General features: G+C 49.0%; 17 protein-coding genes. 10 read left to right on the plus strand and 7 right to left on the minus strand.

What is annotated here, in order from left to right; all coding sequences use genetic code 11:
- Positions 1 to 105: 105 nt before the first annotated feature.
- Positions 106 to 723: a nitroreductase family protein gene (locus PCH02S_RS12950; protein ID WP_127453574.1), complete on the minus strand. Its 618-nt coding sequence runs from the start codon at positions 721 to 723 to the stop codon at positions 106 to 108.
- 234 nt (positions 724 to 957) lie between these two features.
- Between PCH02S_RS12950 and ligD the strand changes: the two genes are divergently transcribed.
- Positions 958 to 1842 carry a non-homologous end-joining DNA ligase gene (gene ligD, locus PCH02S_RS12955; protein WP_127453576.1) on the plus strand — a complete coding sequence of 295 codons (885 nt, stop codon included), beginning with the start codon at positions 958 to 960 and terminating at the stop codon, positions 1840 to 1842.
- Between the two features lie 23 nt (positions 1843 to 1865).
- On the opposite strand, the gene cls is transcribed toward ligD, so the two are convergent.
- On the minus strand, positions 1866 to 3296 hold the full coding sequence (gene cls / locus PCH02S_RS12960) for a cardiolipin synthase (protein WP_127453578.1): 1431 nt from the start codon (positions 3294 to 3296) through the stop codon (positions 1866 to 1868).
- 203 nt (positions 3297 to 3499) lie between these two features.
- Here cls and PCH02S_RS12965 point away from each other — a divergent pair, with 203 nt between their 5' ends.
- From PCH02S_RS12965 to PCH02S_RS12975, 3 genes are all read left to right on the plus strand, one after another.
- Positions 3500 to 5179 carry a spore germination protein gene (locus tag PCH02S_RS12965; protein WP_246069065.1) on the plus strand — a complete coding sequence of 560 codons (1680 nt, stop codon included), beginning with the start codon at positions 3500 to 3502 and terminating at the stop codon, positions 5177 to 5179.
- Complete coding sequence (locus tag PCH02S_RS12970) at positions 5166 to 6341, plus strand: Ger(x)C family spore germination protein (protein WP_127453580.1); 1176 nt, start codon at positions 5166 to 5168, stop codon at positions 6339 to 6341. The genes PCH02S_RS12965 and PCH02S_RS12970 overlap by 14 nt, the downstream gene beginning before the upstream one ends.
- A 270-nt stretch (positions 6342 to 6611) precedes the next feature.
- Entirely contained in the window at positions 6612 to 7991 is a 1380-nt protein-coding gene (locus PCH02S_RS12975; RefSeq protein WP_127453582.1) for a GerAB/ArcD/ProY family transporter, read from the plus strand.
- Between the two features lie 47 nt (positions 7992 to 8038).
- On the opposite strand, the gene PCH02S_RS12980 is transcribed toward PCH02S_RS12975, so the two are convergent.
- Positions 8039 to 9130 carry a ParM/StbA family protein gene (locus PCH02S_RS12980; RefSeq protein WP_127453584.1) on the minus strand — a complete coding sequence of 364 codons (1092 nt, stop codon included), beginning with the start codon at positions 9128 to 9130 and terminating at the stop codon, positions 8039 to 8041.
- A gap of 201 nt (positions 9131 to 9331) precedes the next feature.
- Here PCH02S_RS12980 and PCH02S_RS12985 point away from each other — a divergent pair, with 201 nt between their 5' ends.
- The 3 genes from PCH02S_RS12985 (at position 9332) to PCH02S_RS12995 (ending at position 11654) form a co-directional block, all read left to right on the plus strand.
- Positions 9332 to 10360, plus strand: coding sequence for a M23 family metallopeptidase (locus tag PCH02S_RS12985; RefSeq protein WP_127453586.1), 1029 nt, complete (start codon positions 9332 to 9334; stop codon positions 10358 to 10360).
- A gap of 5 nt (positions 10361 to 10365) precedes the next feature.
- Entirely contained in the window at positions 10366 to 10827 is a 462-nt protein-coding gene (locus tag PCH02S_RS12990; RefSeq protein WP_127453588.1) for a bactofilin family protein, read from the plus strand.
- A 92-nt stretch (positions 10828 to 10919) separates the two neighbouring features.
- Complete coding sequence (locus PCH02S_RS12995) at positions 10920 to 11654, plus strand: HAD family hydrolase (protein ID WP_127453590.1); 735 nt, start codon at positions 10920 to 10922, stop codon at positions 11652 to 11654.
- 81 nt (positions 11655 to 11735) lie between these two features.
- On the opposite strand, the gene PCH02S_RS13000 is transcribed toward PCH02S_RS12995, so the two are convergent.
- Together PCH02S_RS13000 and PCH02S_RS13005 are read right to left on the minus strand one after the other, a co-directional pair.
- On the minus strand, positions 11736 to 12671 hold the full coding sequence (locus PCH02S_RS13000; protein ID WP_127453591.1) for an ABC transporter permease: 936 nt from the start codon (positions 12669 to 12671) through the stop codon (positions 11736 to 11738).
- Positions 12664 to 13599, minus strand: coding sequence for an ABC transporter ATP-binding protein (locus tag PCH02S_RS13005; protein WP_127453593.1), 936 nt, complete (start codon positions 13597 to 13599; stop codon positions 12664 to 12666). The genes PCH02S_RS13000 and PCH02S_RS13005 overlap by 8 nt, the downstream gene beginning before the upstream one ends.
- A 137-nt stretch (positions 13600 to 13736) precedes the next feature.
- Between PCH02S_RS13005 and PCH02S_RS13010 the strand changes: the two genes are divergently transcribed.
- Both PCH02S_RS13010 and PCH02S_RS13015 read left to right on the plus strand, forming a co-directional pair.
- Positions 13737 to 14945: a sensor histidine kinase gene (locus tag PCH02S_RS13010; RefSeq protein ID WP_127453595.1), complete on the plus strand. Its 1209-nt coding sequence runs from the start codon at positions 13737 to 13739 to the stop codon at positions 14943 to 14945.
- Between the two features lie 82 nt (positions 14946 to 15027).
- The gene (locus PCH02S_RS13015; RefSeq protein ID WP_127453597.1) at positions 15028 to 15720 is read left to right on the plus strand and encodes a response regulator; all 693 of its coding nucleotides are present in this window, start codon (positions 15028 to 15030) and stop codon (positions 15718 to 15720) included.
- Positions 15721 to 15904: 184 nt separating this feature from the next.
- Here PCH02S_RS13015 and PCH02S_RS13020 read toward each other — a convergent pair whose 3' ends face one another.
- Complete coding sequence (locus PCH02S_RS13020) at positions 15905 to 16375, minus strand: hypothetical protein (RefSeq protein WP_127453599.1); 471 nt, start codon at positions 16373 to 16375, stop codon at positions 15905 to 15907.
- 153 nt (positions 16376 to 16528) lie between these two features.
- Between PCH02S_RS13020 and PCH02S_RS13025 the strand changes: the two genes are divergently transcribed.
- Positions 16529 to 17806: an MFS transporter gene (locus PCH02S_RS13025; RefSeq protein WP_127453600.1), complete on the plus strand. Its 1278-nt coding sequence runs from the start codon at positions 16529 to 16531 to the stop codon at positions 17804 to 17806.
- Between the two features lie 611 nt (positions 17807 to 18417).
- Here PCH02S_RS13025 and PCH02S_RS13030 read toward each other — a convergent pair.
- A complete protein-coding gene (locus tag PCH02S_RS13030) occupies positions 18418 to 19902 on the minus strand; it encodes a glutamate synthase subunit beta (protein WP_127453602.1) in 1485 nt (494 codons plus the stop codon).
- Positions 19903 to 19943: the final 41 nt, after the last annotated feature.

The raw sequence follows: 19943 nt of genomic DNA on the forward strand, positions 1-19943 counted from the left end.
ACGAAGCTCAGGCATAGGCGGTTTGCTTATTTTTAAAAATAAATTAAAAACCCCCTTCACTGTCGTTAGAGACAATGAAAGGGGTATTATAGCCGTGATTAGCGATTAGATAAATCTCACGCGATCTTCAAGCGGTTGAAACTCTTTGTCGCCAGGAACAAAAGTTGGTTTACCGAAAGGCATTTGGGCAATCAGCTTCCACTCGCTTGGAATATTCCAAGTTTGAGCAACCTCATCGTTAATCAACGGGTTGTAGTGCTGCAAGGATGCACCAAGACCTTCTTGCTCAAGCGCCGTCCAAATAACGAGTTGCAGCATGCCGGAAGATTGGTTCGACCAAATCGGGAAGTTATCGGCATAAGCGGCGAACTGAGCTTGAAGACCTTCTACAACAGTTTGATCTTCAAAGAAAAGAACTGTACCGGAACCATTGCTGAAGCCGTTAATTCTTTCTTCTGTTGGCGCGAAGCTGCCTGCAGGCACGATTTTTCTCAACGTTTCTTTGGTGATGCTCCATAATTTATCGGATTGATCGCCGAACAAGACAACAACTCTGGCACTTTGTGAGTTAAAAGCGGAAGGCGTGTGTTTTACGGCCTCGTTGACAATCTCTTGAATGCGTTCATTAGAAATAACAGTACCCTTGCTTAATCCATAGTACGTACGTCTTTCTTTAACAGCCTTCAGGAAAGCATTGCTTTTCTCTACCGCATTGTTACTCATATAAAATCTCCTCCATCACATGTGATTTAGAATAATATATAAAAATAAGTTTAATAACAAAATAGCAAAACCTTTTAATTAATACGTTACTTACTATTTGTTATTTACTTTTATTATTATGATTTATTCTTCATATTTTGTCAACCTCTTCGAATACGGAAGCGCCCCGAAAGTTTGAGAACTCGTCCTGGAGGGAATAATCAGAACTAAACAATGTGCAGGAGGGATATACCCATGGCGGTCACAACCAAAGGAACACTGCTTGTGGAAGGTCATGAACTGACCATCACCAACACCAATAAGCTTCTATGGCCTGAAGCAGGCATAACGAAAGGAGATTATCTCTCCAAATTATCCGAGCTGTCACCCTACCTGCTGCGTTACTGCCGCAACCGGCACTTAACGACCATCCGCTTCCCCAACGGGTATGATCAAAAGTCCTTTTACCAAAAAAATGCCCCCGATCCGGTACCTAGCTTCGTGAAGCTGGCTCCGCTCGATGGCATTCAGTACGTTAACTTGGACTCCTTATCTACGCTTCTTTGGCTTGGGAATCTGGCTTGTTTGGAGTTCCATCCCTCTTTTCACCATATTGGGAGTACACTGCCGGCAGAGTGGGTAATTGATATCGACCCGACTTTGGAGGAAGAGCCGCGCATTATGGAAGCCGCTCATATCATCGGCGAGGTGTTGGACTCGCTGCATATTCAGTCCATTGCCAAAACATCCGGTGCCACAGGCGTCCAAATTTATATTCCGATTCAGCCTGGTTACACGTTCGAGCAGCTGCGGAAAATCGGCTATTTCATCGCCTCGTATGTCGTCAAAATTTACCCGAATCTGTTTACGATCGAACGGTTTAAGAAGAACCGCGGGGATAAAATCTATATTGACTACCTGCAGCATTGGTACGGGAAAACACTCTCAGCCCCTTATACGCCGCGCGCCAAAAAAGACGCATCCGTCTCCACTCCCCTGTTATGGAAAGAGGTTGAACTGCGTCCTAGCCCTCGTGAATTCAATTTGCATACGGTCCTCGACCGGTTAAAAAAGTACGGAGACTTGATTGAAGGGGTTCCTCTTCAAAACCTGGACGCGATTCTAGCCCGACTCGGCTAATTAGTAGTTCTGTATAGAACTCCTTAAAACAAAGGTGACAGGAGTCGGGCAATCACTTCTTTCCCCTTCTCCAATCGCGATCTTTGCTCAAATTCGGACAATTTCAACTCATCACTATCTTTTAAATCCATCCAAAAGTCATCTTCCAGACGATCAATCACGTCCTGATTAAACATCACCGCATTCAATTCAAAATTGCTGAAGAAACTGCGCATATCCACATTGGCGGTTCCTACGGTTGCCATCGTGTGATCGATGATCATGACCTTGGCATGCATGAATCCTTTCCGATAGAGGTAGAACTGAACCCCAGCCTGCATTAGCTCTAATATATAGGATCGGGAAGCATATTGAACAATACGGGAATCAGCTTTGTAAGGAAGGATGATGCGGACATCCACACCGCTGAGAACGGCCGTTTTGAGCGCCATCGTTATACTTGCATCCGGAATAAAGTAGGGTGTCGTCATATACACCCGCTTCTTGGCCGCGACAATTCCCGCAAAAAACATCTCCTGTATCGCATCCCAATAAGCGTCCGGGCCGCTCGAAATCACTTGAACCAAGGACGTTTCCGATTCGTGATGCTCTGGATACATAGAATCATCAGCCAAACGTTCTCCGCTTACGAACAACCAATCCGTCATAAAAGTCGTCTGCAAGTAATACACCGAGTCCCCATGCAGCATAAGATGCGTATCACGCCAGAAGCCAAGTTTAGGATCCCCTCCCAGATACTCGTCTCCGATGTTAATCCCCCCGACAAAACCAACCAATCCGTCAATGACGATGATTTTGCGATGATTACGGTAATTCATTCGTTTATCGAAAAACGCAATAAGTGGTCTCAAAAAGGGATAAACCTCAATCCCCGCCTGTTTAAATCTATTTATATAAGCTGACGAAAGCGAATAGGAGCCGATTCCGTCATAAATGACGCGGACCTTCACGCCCTGCATCGCCTTGCGAATAAGCGCTTCTTGAAATCTGTTACCGATAGCATCATGCCGAATCGTATAAAATTCAAAATGAATATGCTTCTCGGCCTTCTCGATAGCTTCGAGCATCGCTTCATACGTCATATCCGCATTGGTCAGCACTTTCACTCGGTTATTCGGCGAAATGGCTGAGCCCGGAATGTTGTGAAGCAATCCGCATAGCCGTGAGTCCTCGAAGAGTTGATAGTGCTGCTCCTCGATTCTCTCCTGGTTATGGCTTCCCATGCCCAACCATTGATACCTGGGTTCAGAACTTTTACGGCGCCCTTTGCGGCGAACTGTTTTGCGCTGGGTGTATTCTTTCGCCAAGAAATAGTACATGAGGAAGCCGATGATCGGGAGAATAAATAATACGAATAGCCAAGCCACCGTCTTGGCGGGTCTTTTGTACTCACCAATCAATATCGTAGCTGTCTGAAAAATGAAAAGAAGCAGTACACCAACTAACCAAATCACGAACCTCACCCCCTCTTCCTGACGCGAAAAACTTCCTTCTAATTCTTGTCACGTTAGCTTTTGCCAAGGTCTTTCCCTCTATACTGATCTGCGTTCAAGTCAGGGACACAATAAAATTTTCCAACTTTCGTAATAAAATCCTTCATTTCGCAGAGAATAATAAACGCATTCCTATGATCATTCTGGCGGGAGGTGTCATTCGCATGGTCAAAACATCCAATCCATTGATGAAAAGCATCCTGCGTAAACGCACATCAATCAAGCAGGAGGATTCCAGTGGCGAGCAAAAAGATCTACATGATTCGCTGGACTATCAATTCATTGAAGAGTTGAAGAAAACACCGCTCTCTCTGCTATTGGATGATAATCACGCCTTCATTAAAGCCATTTTCCAGGACTGCTCCGATGTCGTCGTTCGCCAATTTGACATTGAGCCGAACATCCCTGCACTTCTGTTATTCGTAGACGGGCTCACGAACACCGAACTGTTGAATGACACGATGAAGTCGCTCATGCTGATTGGCGGCGGAGAGACGTCCGTCCAGCGCATCGCAGACGCCATTCTCCCCGTCTCCCAAACACAGATCTCCGATAATTACGGAGACCTGCTCGTTTCCGTGCTCGGCGGGGACGCCGCCCTGCTCGTTGAAGGAAACGCGAAGGCCATCCTGCTCGGCATTCGCGGAACAGAAAAGCGCTCCGTTGCAGAACCGGAGACGGAGACCGTCGTGCGCGGACCGAAGGAGGGGTTCGTGGAGAGCATTCGCACGAACACCTCGATGATCCGCCGCAAGCTGAAGACGCCCAGGCTGAAGATGAAATCCATGTGCGTCGGCAAAGAGAGCAACACCAATCTCGTCATCTGTTACATGGATGACTTGGCGATGCCCTCCCTTGTCGAGGAGGTGGTCAAACGGCTTGAGCTCATCAAGATCGATGCGATTCTGGAATCCGGCATGATTGAAGAGCTGATCCAAGACAATGCGTACTCCCCCTTTCCGCAGATGCAGTATACGGAGCGGCCTGATGTTGTGGCCGGGGCCTTGGTGCAGGGACGGGTAGCCATTCTCACGGACGGCACGCCGTTTGCGCTCATCGTGCCTTTTGTTTTCATCCAAACGATGCAGACGGCTGAGGATTACTATGAGCGATTCCAAATCGGCTCTCTCCTAAGGTTGCTTCGTTATGTTTTCGTTTTTTTATCGCTGACGACGCCCGCTTTGTATGTCGCGATAACGACGTTCCATCAAGAACTACTACCAACGACCTTAATGCTAAGCGTCGCGGCATCCAGAGAAGCCATCCCGTTTCCCGCGGCCGTAGAGGCCTTCATCATGGAAATCACGTTCGAGGCGCTGCGCGAAGCCGGCATCCGACTCCCCAAAGCCGTTGGCTCTGCGGTTTCCATCTTGGGGGCGCTGGTCGTCGGACAGGCAGCCGTGCAGGCAGGGATTGTTTCTGCGCCAATGGTTATCGTTGTTTCCATTACCGGGATTGCCTCTTTCACAATCCCGCGCTTTAACGGCGCCATCGCCATTCGCATGCTGCGTTTCCCCATCCTTTTGGCGGGAGCGGTCTTTGGCTTCTATGGCATCTTCTTCTCGTTGATGATTTTAATTGGACATATGGCGAATCTCCGCTCTTTTGGCGTGCCTTACTTGTCGCCTATCGGACCTTTATCTTCCGGCGATATGAAGGATGTATTCGTTCGCGCCCCTTGGTGGGAGCTCAATAAACGTCCGGAATTCATGCCCGTTCAAGACGCCCACCGCATGGATGACAAACTCAGCCAACAGATCATGCAGGACGGAGGCCTAGACGGAAGCTCGATCCAGCATAAGCATCACTCCAGTGAGGAGGGCAATCAGAATGGTTCATCCTAAACGGCTATGCCAGCTCTTATCGCTCCCCCTCCTGCTTGTCTGCCTGACAGGCTGCTGGGATCGAACGGAAACCAACGACATCGCGTTTGTTCTCACGTCTGCCGTCGACTTGGAGGACGACGGCAAATATCGTGTATCCTATATGCTGCCTCTCCCCGGCTCCATGGGCGGTGCAAGCGGCGGAGGCGGAGGCACCGCCGGCGGCAAGAGCTACTACATCGACTCCGATGTAGGCGCTACGTTTCACGAAGCCAACACAAGACTCCAGATGCGCATGTCGCGGCGTTTGTTTCTCTCCCATCGGAGGACAATCGTGATTGGAGAGAAGTTGGCCAAGAAAGGCATCAGTGTGATCTTCGACACCGTTCCACGCTCACCGGAAAGCCGGATGACATCTTTCCTGGTCATATCCAAAGGCAAAGGCTATGACCTGCTGAACACCGAGCCGAAATTTGAACGGTTCCCAGCTGAAGTCATTCGGGAGCTGACGAAATCCAGGCAGTCCTTGGGGACTTCCACCAAGGATATTGGCATTACGTTGAGCTTCAATAGTGATCCAATCCTGACATATTTGGAACCAAAGCAATCGCAGGCTTCCAAGGAACCTTCTCATGAAATTCAAATGATTGGGTACGGACAATTTAAAGGCGACCGCTTGGTTGGCATTTACAAGGACCACGAGGCAGAAGGGCTCATGTGGCTGAGGAATCATGTGAAGGAATATCTCGTTTCCTTCCCGCCAGAAGAGGGAAACGCAAACCGGATTTCCATTACAGTGACGAAAGGTCAAACGCAAATCAAGCCTAGTCTTCAACAAGACAAGGTCATCTTTGATATCCTCGTCGACGCGAGCGGCTCCGTACAAGAAGATCTATCGAATCTGGATCTGAACAAAGCCAAGGTGATGCGGAAAGTTGAGAAGCAGCTTGCGGAACAAATTATCAAGTCTATTCAGGCGGCGGTTAAGCAGATGCAAAAAGAAGGAACGGACTCTGCTCATCTTGGTTTGACTCTTTGGCGAAGCCACCCGTATGAGTGGAACAATGGTATAGAAGCGAAATGGGAAGCTTATTTCAAGAATGCGGAGTTCCGCATTCACGTCAGTGCTTCCATTGAAGAAACCGGCCTGATCAACAAAAATGTTATTAAAGAGGGGATGTAACCTATTGGATCGCATATTCATGATATGTTTTCTGATTACTATGGCAGGTTCACTTCTCATCGATCGCAGGATGCTAAGGCAAGAGAAGGGCTCGATCAAGATGACCTATGGTTTTTTTACTTTTCTCACCCTAGGCCTCTTCTTCAGCAAGTACTTGCATTGGAAAGTCCCTATGCCTTCGCGTTTCTTTATTCATACCGTTTCTCCTTGGTTTGCAAGATTACTGGGCATCTGAGGGATAAGCATTAAGGGAAAAGGGTGGGATTCACCATGGATCGAAAACAAGTGATCAATCAGCGGCAACTCTCCTGGTTAGCGTCTTCTGTCATCACAAGCGGAGGGATTCTCACTTTGCAAAATGTGCTGATCCGTATCTCACAGATGGATGCTTGGTACAGCTATTTGCCTTCTGTGTTCTATGTTTTTGGGGTGGCTAGCTTCTTTGGCTACATCACGAAACATTATCCGCAAAAACATATTTTTGAAATTACACAAGAATTGCTGGGCCGTGTTGGCGGTACCATCGTGAATTTAATTATGATATTTCATTTCTGGCAAATTGTGATGCGCGATATTTCTTCCGTATCCAGATTCAGTACAACGCTCCTGCTTCACAATACACCGCTTGAAATACTAACGCTGTTGCCCTGCCTGCTGCTGATTTATTTCGGCAAAAGCAGCGTGGAAGTGATCGCGCGGGTGAATGATTTATTCTACCCTCTCTTTGTCGTTACAGTTCTAAGCATGCCGCTCTTGCTGTCGAATGAGTTATATTTGCAGCTTGTTACTCCTGCCATGACCATGCCGATTCAGCATGTTGCCGCAAGCTCTGTACTCACGATCGGCAGCGCAGGAGATATCTTCATTCTTGGGGCTTTTCTTCATATGATGAGCAATTCCAACCAAGTCAGATCTTCCATCCGACATGGCTCCCTGCTTGGCATTTTCCTGCTCACCATGGCGGTTTTCCTGATCTTGGTTGTTCTTGGACCCAAGATGCCCGGAAATTTCTTGTACCCCATCTACAATTTGGTTCAAACGATTCATGTCACGGACTTTCTCGATCGTGTTGATCTCATCATCTTGATGATCTGGTATCCAACGGTGGCTTGTAAAATGATTACGATCTATATGGCTCTTCTGCTAGGTATCTCTGCCATCCTGGATAAGCGCAACTACCCGACGATTAATAAACCTGTCGCACTGTGCATTGTGATGACCACGCTGTTGTCCTTTAAAAACACAACGGATCTATTAGCGTTCTCTAACTACAGCGCTCCAGTTTTCGCGCTAGCTTATCAGCCTCTGTTGATCGTCATTATGGTTATCGCCATCGCCCGGAAGAAGCGCAAACTAGGCAAGCCAGCCGATATGAAAGACAGCTCGCCGAACAGTGAAGTTTCCGGCGTGCAAGCGTCTCAAAAAATTGGAAAACTTAGTCAACGTGTATCCTACAAGCATTGGCTTTGGGGAGGCAATGCCTTGATGATCCTTGCGGCTCTATGCTTGATGGTAGGACTTATGTTCAGCAAATACCATTCGGCCATCGGGAGCGTCTGCGCCATCATTTTCGCCATCTGCATGCTGCTGGCCTCGTTGACGACTTATATGGAGGTGAGCCAACTGAAACAAGTGGAAGCCGGCAAATGAAAGCGGGTATAAAAAAAAAGCACCCGATTCACAGGTGCTTGCTCGGTTTAGACAGGTGCTGCCTGGTTTAGCCGACTTTTGGCCACCTTCAGGTAGCCATGCATATTGAGGAATTCGCTATCGTTCGCGAAACGTAATTTAAGTGAACCTGCCGCCTCTTGGATGTAAGGTCTCAGGGCTGATGCGCCGCCGCCAATGACATAGAAGCATTGAATGTCAGGATATTTGCGCCAGCGTTTCTTGATCATCTCGATCATGCGCAAAGCTGCGCGCCGGAAGTGCTGATCCACGATCGGGCGGATGTCAACTTGACCTTCGCCAAGCAATTGAATCGTGAAATCGCGTTGCTTAATACGCTGCACGAGCTTAGCTCGGCTTGGAAACACGTAGCTGTAAGCATCTTCCACATCGCGAATGATCGCATCCAGATACGTCGCGATGCCAATTTGCTCGCCATGGCTGAAATGGTTATCAATCGCCATCCGTTTAATAACAGGGAAATCCGTCGTCAATGCGCCAATCTCGCAAACGCCGATGCAACCATTGTAAATTTCTTCGTCCTTCACCATTAAACTGTCGTGGGTGGCCAGATGAAAAATAGCTGCGGCTCCTTCAATCGAAACAGCGACTTTGCGAATGGATACTTTGATCTTGCGGTTATGGAATTGCGGCGTGGATAGGAATGTGACTTCATGCTCGCCAAGTAACCTTTGTTCGAACTGTTGACTGTACTTCGCAAATGCACGAACAGGCAGCCCTGTTCCCAGCGTGTACTCCACTTCATCCACGGCGCCGTAACCGCTGTTGAAGGCTTGCGTGGCGAGACCTTGGTAGGCCAGCGCTGTAAGCGCGACAATAAGGGATTGATCCGAAATCGCTTTGTTATCGGTGTCTTCCAGCTCCAGGTTGTCTTCGTGTTCCAGCGCAAGCTGACCGACGAAATAACGTTGATTTCTTTGAGAAAGAGAGGGACTGTAAATCATGACGTCGAGCGCCTTCCAAGGGGAATCCTCTTCCTGTAAAATGTGCCTTTCGTAACCCGGCGCAATAATGTTCGGGATGACTAATGGTTCCCTGGATCCATCGAGCACCAGCTTAATGCTGTCGTTACCAATATCAATACCTGCAAGCTTAATCATGCGTGCCTCCACTCCAAATCTGCTGTCTTTCCTGTAATTGTTAAGAACATTCGATTATATCCGACACTATTCCTTCCTACTTTCGACTCATTTTGACTAGGACCAGTAGGTATAAGGAAGGTTTTTATCGGATCATGACGAATGTTGTTGTTAGATAGGCTTTACCAAATTCAACCACGATAAGGAGACAAATTAGCCTTTATGAAGCTCAAATGGAAGCCAAAAAAACTGACGCTGGTGATCATACCGGATGCCAATCAATCGGTCGTCAGGTTTCGAGTACCCCATTTATTCGCTTATATCGCAGCGGCCTGCTTTTCACTGCTGCTCCTTATAACCCTCATTACCTATGCCCTGCACGCGCAAACTACGAAAAAAGCCAATGCGCTGCAGGCTAAACTTAGTGGAGCGAGCCAGCAATGGAACGCGACCTTAACCTCGAAAGACAAGGCGATTGAACAGCTGCAAAATGAAGTCATTCAACTGTCCCAGCAAGCGGAGCAGATGAAATCGCAAGTCGAAGAAATGAAAAAATTCGAAAATGATCTCAAATCCATCTCGGGCCTCGATGCCAACGAAACCGGCAAAGCGGTCGCCAGCGCGACAGGATCAAGCAAAAACAAATCTACGGAGGAACAGACTCCCCCTGCTGCCACAAGCGGAATAGGCGGAAGTCCCAATCCAGCTTCTCAGGAAGCTATCATGCAGCTGGGCGAGCAGACATCCGCTTCTTTTACAGCGCTGAACAGCGAAGTGAAAGAACTGCAAACCAGTTTAACCGAAACGAAACAAAAGGTTGCCGATAAACAACACCAGCTCGCAATAACGCCTACGCTGTATCCGACGAATGTAAAGATCGTCACATCGACGTTTGGCTATAGAACCGACCCCTTCACACATAGCCCGAGCTTCCACTCCGGCATTGACTTTGGGGCCAGGGAGAATGATGCCGTCTACGCCACCGCTGATGGAAAAGTCGTCAGCACCGGAAAGGATATTTACCACGGCAATAACATCGTCATCGAGCATTCCAAGGGCCTACGCACTTGGTATATGCATTTAAATAAAATTCTTGTCAACAATGGAGACAACGTCACCAAAGGTAGTACCATAGGCCTAGTTGGTTCCACAGGACGCAGCACTGGCCCGCACCTTCATTATGAAGTGCTCAAAAATGGAGAAAGCATTGATCCTAAACCCTATCTCAAAGCGAATCGAAAGGATGACTAGACACCATGTTTAAATCCAAGAAAAACCTTATGAATCCAAATACGACAGATACGTTGATTGGAGAAGGAACCACCTTTGAAGGGCGCATTAAATCCGAAGCCAGCATTCGTATTGAAGGCGGGATCACAGGGGATATCGAATGTGCCGGGGATGTGATCATCGGGGAACGCGGCGTAGTGAAATCCAACGTTTCAGCCAGAGATGTGATTCTTGCAGGGAATGTCCATGGCAATATTACCACCAAAGGCAAACTGACCATAACGTCAACAGGCTCGCTGCATGGCAACATTAGCGCTGCTTCCTTTATTATTGAAGAAGGCGGGCAATTCCAAGGGAACAGCAAAATGGAAACAACATCCGCTGCTCCAGCATCTCAACCTCAGCCAAAAAACGAGCCGGACAGCCATATGAATCCTCCTGCTTCCAATACAAATAGCACTTACAAAGGAAATACCATTGCAATGTAAGCAAATGGATCATCAGCGCTGCCCCTAGGAGATGCGATAAGAGCATGGTATAATGGTTGGAAATTCATTTCTAACTGCAGGAGACAGCGCCTATGAAAGAACAAACGATACTTTTTGATCTTGATGATACATTAGTCCATTGCAATAAATATTTTGACGTCGTCATTGACCAGTTCGTTGATCTCATGTTGACCTGGTTTTCCGGACATGGGCTGAACGCGCACGACATTAAGCAAAAACAGCTCCAAATCGATCTCGCCGGTATTCATATCCATGGCTTCATGCCAGATCGTTTTCCCAAGTCATTTGTTGAAACGTATCAATGGTTTAGCAGGCACTTCAACCGGAAAATGAGCGCCAAAGAAGAATCATGGCTAATGCAATTAGGCCATACCGTGTATGAATACACGGTCGAACCTTATCCGCTCATGAACGAAACGCTCGATCAACTGCAGCAAGATGGCCATCGGCTCTTCCTGTACACAGGCGGCGATGCATCGATTCAAATGAAAAAGGTCAAGGACCTAAGTCTGGACACCTATTTTCATGATCGAATCTTCGTAACGGTGCATAAAACCAAGGAATTCATGGAAACGATCATGCATGAGCAAGGCTTTGATCGCAAACATACGTGGATGATCGGCAACTCCGTCAAAACGGATGTGCTGCCTGCCCTCCATGCGGGGATCCACTCCATCCACATTCCTGTCGAACAGGACTGGGCTTACAATACAGGAACGATCGATATCAAGCCTCAAGGAGCTTTCTACCAGCTCGGTTCCTTGCAGGAAGTTCCAACCACTATTCAGTCGTATATCAAGAAATAGACAAGACGCTAACGCAAAAAGGCTGTCCCTAAGTCATTAATTGACCAAGGGGCAGCCTTTTTTTAGGGTAGCCCTAATTGCTTATGCCGCTACATCACGTCTGCGGAATATTTCCCAGGAAAGCAGAATGAACAGTAAATAGTAGACAACCAGAACGACAATGGAAAATCCAAGTGTCATGCCTTCCGCAAGCGGCTGACCCTTTAAGTAGGGGGTAAGATCCGTATTGGCAAAAAGGAAGTATTTGCCCCAGCTGTATCTTAAGAGAAGCATGGTAATGATCTGCCCGGCGAACATGATGAAGATACTGATACCGATGGCCAAAGAGGCACTTCGGAATACGGTCGAGATCATAAACGCCAGCGTCACAATCATCACGAGCTCAATCAGCTTCAGCCCATAAGTAGCTAGCGTGAACACCAGCATGCTTCCTTCATGCACTTGCCCCTCTGCATCTACTTTCAAATGAGGAAGTCCAAGGCTTTGGAAGCCATACAGGAACCCATTCACAATGATAGCCGTGATAAACAAGACAATCAACAGGGTCACAGCAAACAGGAGCGTTGTTATATATTTGGAGAGAAGAATTTTGGCCCGGCTCGCCGGACGAATAAGCAGCAGTTTGATTGTTCCCCAAGTGAACTCACCGGCAACCATATCCCCGGCAATAATGACGGTAAACAGTGTCACTACGAGGATTATGCCAGAGGCCCTAATGGCTCCGCCCCAGAGCGTGTAATCCGCAGGAGGATAATTATGGTCCACCATGTATTGCTGAAGCGCGATTTCTTCCTTCATCTCTTGTTTGAATTTGTCCGGAAGACTGTTGTTTTCCAGCTCTTTCTTATTATGCTCAATCGTCTCTACAGCACTAACCTTCCATTTATCGCTTACGTCAGTACCCGGATGATAAACGAGTCCGGCCAAGACAACAATAACGATCAGCAATAGACCCAATATCCAAGTACGCAGCCTGCGATAAATTTTCATCTGCTCATTCTGGATTAAATTAAGCAATCGGATCACTCCCCGTCATTTCTAAGAATTGATCCTCCAGCGACTTCGTTGCCGTACGGATTCCGTAAACCGCAATGCCTGCCTCTACAAATCGTTTGTTCCATAAGGCGGTTTCTTCCTTATCAAGCATCAGGATCAATGCATCGCCATCCGCCTCAGCCTTCACAGCATGTGCAGCTGCCAAAGCCAATGCCTTATCCGGCGACGACACTTCAAAAGCCACATGGAGTTTGCTGTCCGTCCGGGCGTACTCTTTGATCAATCTAACATCAACTAACTTCCCGTTTTGTATAATGGCAACCCGGTCGCACATGAGCTCCATCTCAGCCAGCAGGTGACTGGATACAATAACCGAGATGCCGTCCTCGCGCGTCAACTTGCGCAAATGATCGCGCAGCTCGCGAATGCCGGCTGGATCCAGGCCGTTCGTAGGCTCGTCCAGGATCAGCACATCCGGCTTATGCAGCAAGGCCTGCGCAATACCGAGTCTTTGGCGCATGCCCAAAGAGTAGGTTTTCACCTTATCATGAATCCGATTTTCCATGCCTACAAGCTCAATGACCTCTTCAATGCGGTCCTCTCCTATTCCGGGAAACATTCTGGCGTAATGGACCAAATTATGATAGCCGCTCAGAAACTTATACATTTCCGGATTTTCAACAATTGCGCCGACATGGCGAATCGCTTGTTCAAAATGGGTTCGAATCGAATAACCGCCAATCCGAATATCTCCTTCGGTGATCGACATGAGTCCAACCATCATTCGGATCGTTGTTGTTTTCCCGGCTCCATTCGGGCCTAGAAATCCAAAAACTTCCCCACGTGGGACGTCGAACGTTAATTGATCAATAATCGTCTTCGTCCCGATTCGTTTGGTTATTCGCTCAATTTGTACAATCGGTGATTGATCTTGGGCCGTTGCCGCCATCTTATATCGCTCCCTACCGCTATTAGTCATAAGAGTCATACCTGATTGCTGCTGACAATATGACTGCGCTCACTATGGATTTTTCCAACAATTATGTACAATGATCTTATACGATTTTACCTAGAAGGAGTTCCTCTATGATCCAAAGAAGACCGTGGCATGGCGTGGAGTGGTCCTTATTTATTGTTTTGACCGGCTCTGTACTGCTAGGCCTGCTTTACGCGCTGCTCCATATGAACGAAAACGAGCACGGTAATATCTTTTTAACCATATTAGCCCTGCTTGTATCGTATGGTATTCCATTTTTATTTTGGAGACCTACTTACATTAACACAACTATGTACCCGATTTCCGTACTGCTTACAGGTATTCCTCTACAAATCTATCTATCTTGGATGCAAGAAGATGCCTACCTTACTATTAATTGCCCATTAATGGTCATTGGATTCCTTACGGATCGAAAAAATGCTTGGTGGGCCGCTCCAATCTCGCTTGTCGCAATGCCTGTTGCCTATTTCCTGGTCCTTCATCGGGATATGGATATGGGTGTTAGCGAGCTGTTCAGCATCATCCTGAATGCGGTGTTGTTTTTCGCGATCGGCCTTAGCTTGCAGAGAGTTGTCACCTCTAATGAGAAGACGGAAAAGCTTTTAGCGGAAAATCAACGACAATACTATCTTATTCATGAGCAAAATAATGCCCTAGAGCAGTACGCCAACCAAATCGAGCAGTTGACTCTGCTGGAGGAACGCAATCGGATGGCTCGCGAGCTGCACGATACCGTCGGGCACACCTTTACTTCCGTCATCATGGGCATGGACGCTGTTTCCTATTTAATAGAGGCTGCGCCTGACAAAGCCAAAGAAAAGCTGGACGTCCTGCGGGGTGTAACCCGCAACGGGTTGGAAGAAGTACGGCGCAGTATTCATCAAATGGTGCCCAAAGAAGGCGATATGCTGCTCTCGCAGCAATTAACGAGGCTGGCTAACGAGTTCGCCCTCCATACCGGCACTCAGATCCGGTTCACGACGGTCGGGGAGGAATTTGAGATTCCGAAACAAACCAAGCTCTCGCTCATTCGCTGCTTACAGGAGTCCCTAACGAATGCCAAACGGCATGGCCGCGCCACCACGGTAGAAATCAAGCTCAACTATGTGGATGATGGGGTCGGTATCCGTATTGAAGATGATGGCGTTGGCGCCGAGCAGCTCAAAGTCGGCTTCGGAATTAATGCCATGCAGGAGCGAATCTTTGCGCTGCAAGGAACGTTACAGGTAAGTTCAACCGTCGGTCAGGGAACCGTTGTCGAATGTTTCATTCCTGCTAAGCGTTTGCCCTCTTTTTAAAAGCTTTCTTCCAAGCTGCTGGCCGTGAATGATACAATATGCCTAACAACACACAAGCAAGTTACGCTAGGAGGAGTCCCGTATGAACAACGTCCCGCTGAAACTGCTCCTGGTCGATGACCAGGATTTAATACGAGAAAGCCTCCACATTGTGCTGGGCATGGACCCGGACATTGAAGTCGTAGGCTTGGCCGAGAACGGCCATATTGCCATCCAGCAATGCGAAGAACATCACCCCGATGTCGTCCTGATGGACATCCATATGCCCGTTATGGACGGGGTCGAAGCAACGCGGAAAATTAAGGAGAAATGGCCGCAAATCCGCGTCATTATCCTGACTACCTTCCAGGAGATCACCTACGTCGTCGACGCCTTGGGAGCTGGAGCTGAAGGTTATCTGCTCAAGGCCATTCATCCGAAGGATTTGGCCGCCGGCATCAAATGGGTGCATCAAGGCGGCACCCTTATCCCGCAGGATATCGCGAGAATGCTCGTCCAGCAAGCCAAAGGCGCTGCTGAGCCAACCGTTCGCGATACCGAGGTTTCAAGACCGGCCAGCGAGGAGCCGGCTCGCACGGACGCTTACGGACTGAGCGAGCGCGAAGTGCAGGTGCTGCACTGCATCGCCGACGGGCTGAACAACCGGGAGATTGCCGAGAAGCTTTTCCTGTCCGAAGGTACAGTGAAAAATTACATTTCGAGCATCTACTCCAAAATGGACGTGCGCGATCGCGTGCAGGCTTCCAAGAAGGCGCATGAGGAAGGTATGATTTAGACCGCTTAAACGCGAACAACAGCGATACAAGAGTGAATCTTGTATCGCTGTTGTGTTTGCTTGCTTGGGAGCGGGACCCGTTGCTTCATAAGCGATCCAGAATTAAGGGAACTGTAGGCTGCTATTTAGGACATACCCTCCCTACTTGAACCATTTCGTGGAACTATAGGGCCTTATTGGGCCGCTATTCAAAAAGCCTCTCCAGAAATCCCTTTTTTCTCTTGCGGATCTTCCGATAACTTTTCACACGGGAATAAGTAGGCTGCTGCTCCACGGGTGACGGCTCTTCCGAAATTAGAGCCAATGATGTTGACGGAGTTGCTTCAATGCCCTGCAGCTCTGTCCGTCCCTCCTCCACCGAGGCGTCCTGTCTTCCGACAACCCGGTGAATGATCTGCTCATAGAGCTTATGCTCCATCTGGTGATTCATTTGCCGAAGCAGCTGTTCCTGCTGCTTGTTATGGAGCTCAAGGTGCTCATGAAGCTGAGATTGAAGATCGGCGACCTGCCGGGATAGCAGCAAGACTGCTTTCTGAAGAGCAATCACATGTTGCGTTCCTATAGGTTCATCCGCATCAAAATCGAGAGTGCCCTCGCCATTCTCGGCCAGAAGCGCATAAAGTTCTGCCGCCTTTATGAGATCCTCTTTCTTCATGTGCTTCCTCCAATTCCGGTTCGATTCTAGGCGTCCGTGCTCGTCCGACGTTAACCTGTTCCTTCTATTGTACATGATGCTCACGAATTGTTCACCTTTTTGATTAGCTGCAATTTACTCAACCTAAGAAAATAACTAAAGGGGCATATTCCTATGCACATTGATGCACCACTCAAAAAGAAGCCAAGCGTCCTGGACTCCTTCTTGCTTCCTTTTATCCAATCGCGCTCCTTCCCTTATTTATGGCTAAGTCAACTCATTTCTATGCTTGGCGGTTCCGTTACCACCGTTATTTTACCTATGGTCGTTTATTCGCTAACGGGGTCAACGACAATGATGGGTCTGGTCATGACCGCCTACATGCTGCCTTACGTCCTTATGCTCCCCCTTTCGGGATGGATTGTCGACCGTTATGATCGCGTGAGAATTATGATGCTATCCGATATCGTCCGCTTCATCGTCATGTTGGCTATCGCCGGGCTTATTTTCTCAGACAGCTTGTCCGTCACCATGCTTTTTGGCTTGGTAAGCCTTTATGGCCTGATGGAAGGGCTTTTTCACCCTGCCTATTCTGCCGTACGGGCGACCGTCTTCACGCCAGACATCCGCAACGCCGCCAATGCGTTAACACAAGTGAGCAATCAAGGGGTCAAAATCATCGGACCTGTCCTAGGCGGCCTTATCGTTTCGTCCATGTCTGCCAGTTACGGGTTCGGCTTGGACGCGCTAACCTACCTAATTTCCTATCTGTGTCTGCTGGTGTTAGTAAAAAAATCGCTAGTTTCGCATCAAAATAAACAGGAATCTTCAACAGGCCCTCATAGCTTTACTTGGAAGCGCGAATTCCTCGAAGGTATCACGATCCTCAAAGGCCATCCCTGGCTTTGGATCACGATCCTCGCCTTTTGTTTCATCAATATTTGCTATACGGGCATTATTGTCATTCTTATTCCTTGGCTGTTCAAGGTTCATCTGGGGCTCGATCCACTCGCGTATGGGATAGGCATCACATGCTCCGGTGTTGGAGCTATTGCGGCAGCCCTTCTTTTTGGATCTAAAAGGCAGTGGCATCACCGGGGCATACTCGCCTATGGCGCAGTGATCCTGAGTGGCGCTGCACTGCTGACGATGACTTTCACAACGTCACCTATTGCGCTCTCACTGCTCATGGCCGTCGAAGGCTTCGGGCTGATGATCTTCGGTCTCATCTGGGAGACCAGCCTTCAGGAGCTAGTGCCCCCCGAAGCTTTCGGGCGGGTGGTCAGTTTGGATTTGTTAGGCTCTTTTGCCTTATTGCCGCTGAGTTATTTCCTTGTCGGCTGGATTGCTGATCAAATCGGGGGCGTGATCACCATCACGATATTCGCTTCGATCGGCCTGGCCATTGTCGCCAGTGTGCTTTGTGTGCCGGCGATTCGGCGGTTTCAGTAGGCGTTCGGACTCGGAAGCCGTTATTTTAGAAATTCGCCGGCCTTTTTGAAACTAACGGACTGAGCGGGCGTTAACTGTGAATTTTAGAGCAGTATTAAGCTATTTCAGGGCAGTTAGCGTCTACTGGGTCCGTTAGAACTTGTATCCGGCCGAAATACGGCATATAAGGTCGGCTCAGTCCGTTAGACATAGGGAGCACAGGAAAAATGTGGCTGGACAATAAATCCGGTTGATTTGGCGGGGTTTGGCGGAGGGAGGGAAGCTCACAATAGAGTTAAGTTGTCAACGAGACAACCATGAGGAACTAGTGGGCGCTATTCTAGCACATTCAGCCCGTTTCCGCGTTCAAGCGGAACTACAGGGCTTTATTTGACAGCCTCAGCCCGTTTTCTTTAAGAAAACGGACAAATAGCAGCCCACAGTTCCCCTCCGCGCGAAAAAGGGCCTATTTCGATGAAATAGTGCCCTGTCGTTCCGTTCCCCTCCATTACCTGGGAGGAACCGCCCAAGCGATAGCCGTGCACCCTTCATAAGGTGGGGTGCTCAGTTCAACACACAAAAAGGAAGGCCCCAAACCAAAACCAAGGGGCCTTCCTTTTCTATTTTCCATCCTATGGCAAATTCGACGAACCCATCAAATAACGGTCAACCTCGCGAGCCACTGCACGCCCCTCATTGATCGCCCAGACAACAAGACTTTGCCCGCGACGCATGTCACCGGCAGCAAAAACGCCTTCCACGCTCGTCGCAAACTTGCCGTACTCTGCTTTCGCATTGGAGCGTTCGTCTTTGGCGACGCCAAGCTGATCCAGCACCGTGTTCTCCGGTCCTGTGAAGCCCATCGCGATCAGGACCAGCTGAGCTGGATACACCTTCTCGCTGCCGGGCACTTCCACAGGGACGAACGCGCCCTTCTCGTTCTTTTGCCACTCGATCAGCACCGTGTGCAGCTCTTTCAAGTTACCGTGCTCATCCCCCACGAATTTCTTCGTGTTGATTAAGTACCGGCGCGGGTCCTCGCCTTGAACCGCGGCTGCCTCTTGCTGACCATAGTCCACCTTGAGAACCTTCGGCCACTCCGGCCAAGGATTATTCGCCGGACGCGTCTCCGGGGACTTCGGCATGATCTCGAACTGCGTTACGCTTTTACACTTGTGGCGCAAAGAAGTGCCCACACAGTCCGTCCCCGTATCACCGCCGCCGATGACGATAACGTCTTTGCCTTCCGCGGAAATAAATTCGCCGTCGGCATGTTCGGAATCCAGCAAGCTTTTCGTATTCTTGCTGAGGAATTCCATCGCCAGGTGGATGCCGCCAAGCTCGCGGCCTTCAATCGGAAGGTCGCGGCCCTTGGTGGCTCCGCCGCACAGCACGATGGCATCGAATTCCTCTTGAAGCTTCTCGATCGGATAGTTCACCCCGACGTGCGCGGAGGTAATGAACGTGACCCCCTCTGCTTCAAGCAGGTCTACTCGGCGCTGGACGTACTTTTTGTCCAGCTTCATGTTCGGGATGCCGTACATCAGCAGTCCGCCCACGCGGTCCGCGCGCTCGAACACCGTCACCCAGTGTCCGGCTTTGTTCAGCTGCGCTGCGGCAGCGAGCCCGGATGGGCCCGAGCCTACGACGGCAACCTTTTTGCCTGTACGCACTTCAGGCGGCTCCGGCCGGATCCAGCCTTCTGTGAAGCCTTTGTCAATAATGGCTTTCTCGATGCTTTTGATCGTAACCGGCGTGTCCTTGAGACCTACTGTACAGGAGCCCTCACATGGCGCCGGGCATACACGTCCCGTGAATTCCGGGAAGTTGTTCGTTTTGTGCAGACGATCGAGCGCTTCCCGCCATTGTCCGCGATACACCAGATCATTCCACTCCGGAATGAGATTATTGACCGGGCAGCCGGCAGCCATGCCGCTGATCAAAGCTCCCGTGTGGCAAAACGGAATCCCGCAATCCATACATCTTGAACCTTGCGTCTGCAATTTATCATCCGTCAGCGGTGTCGCGAACTCTTTCCAATGGCCAATACGGACCAGCGGAGCGGCTTCGGTTGCCACTTCACGGCGATGTTCTATAAAACCGGTTGGTTTACCCATGAACGTTTAGTCCCTCCCAAGAGTTTTGCTTCAGCAAAACT

Origin of the sequence: Paenibacillus chondroitinus NBRC 15376 (assembly GCF_004000765.1) — a bacterium.
Lineage (GTDB): Bacteria > Bacillota > Bacilli > Paenibacillales > NBRC-103111 > Paenibacillus_E > Paenibacillus_E chondroitinus.

Excerpts from the sequence above, each read along its gene's own strand:
- PCH02S_RS12950 (WP_127453574.1), bottom strand. The coding sequence starts at position 723 with ATGAGTAACAATGCGGTAGAGAAAAGCAATGCTTTCCTGAAGGCTGTT.
- ligD (WP_127453576.1), top strand. The coding sequence starts at position 958 with ATGGCGGTCACAACCAAAGGAACACTGCTTGTGGAAGGTCATGAACTG.
- PCH02S_RS12965 (WP_246069065.1), top strand. The coding sequence starts at position 3,500 with ATGGTCAAAACATCCAATCCATTGATGAAAAGCATCCTGCGTAAACGC.
- PCH02S_RS12970 (WP_127453580.1), top strand. The coding sequence starts at position 5,166 with ATGGTTCATCCTAAACGGCTATGCCAGCTCTTATCGCTCCCCCTCCTG.
- PCH02S_RS12975 (WP_127453582.1), top strand. The coding sequence starts at position 6,612 with ATGGATCGAAAACAAGTGATCAATCAGCGGCAACTCTCCTGGTTAGCG.
- PCH02S_RS12980 (WP_127453584.1), bottom strand. The coding sequence starts at position 9,130 with ATGATTAAGCTTGCAGGTATTGATATTGGTAACGACAGCATTAAGCTG.
- PCH02S_RS12985 (WP_127453586.1), top strand. The coding sequence starts at position 9,332 with ATGAAGCTCAAATGGAAGCCAAAAAAACTGACGCTGGTGATCATACCG.
- PCH02S_RS12990 (WP_127453588.1), top strand. The coding sequence starts at position 10,366 with ATGTTTAAATCCAAGAAAAACCTTATGAATCCAAATACGACAGATACG.
- PCH02S_RS12995 (WP_127453590.1), top strand. The coding sequence starts at position 10,920 with ATGAAAGAACAAACGATACTTTTTGATCTTGATGATACATTAGTCCAT.
- PCH02S_RS13005 (WP_127453593.1), bottom strand. The coding sequence starts at position 13,599 with ATGGCGGCAACGGCCCAAGATCAATCACCGATTGTACAAATTGAGCGA.
- PCH02S_RS13010 (WP_127453595.1), top strand. The coding sequence starts at position 13,737 with ATGATCCAAAGAAGACCGTGGCATGGCGTGGAGTGGTCCTTATTTATT.
- PCH02S_RS13015 (WP_127453597.1), top strand. The coding sequence starts at position 15,028 with ATGAACAACGTCCCGCTGAAACTGCTCCTGGTCGATGACCAGGATTTA.
- PCH02S_RS13020 (WP_127453599.1), bottom strand. The coding sequence starts at position 16,375 with ATGAAGAAAGAGGATCTCATAAAGGCGGCAGAACTTTATGCGCTTCTG.
- PCH02S_RS13025 (WP_127453600.1), top strand. The coding sequence starts at position 16,529 with ATGCACATTGATGCACCACTCAAAAAGAAGCCAAGCGTCCTGGACTCC.
- PCH02S_RS13030 (WP_127453602.1), bottom strand. The coding sequence starts at position 19,902 with ATGGGTAAACCAACCGGTTTTATAGAACATCGCCGTGAAGTGGCAACC.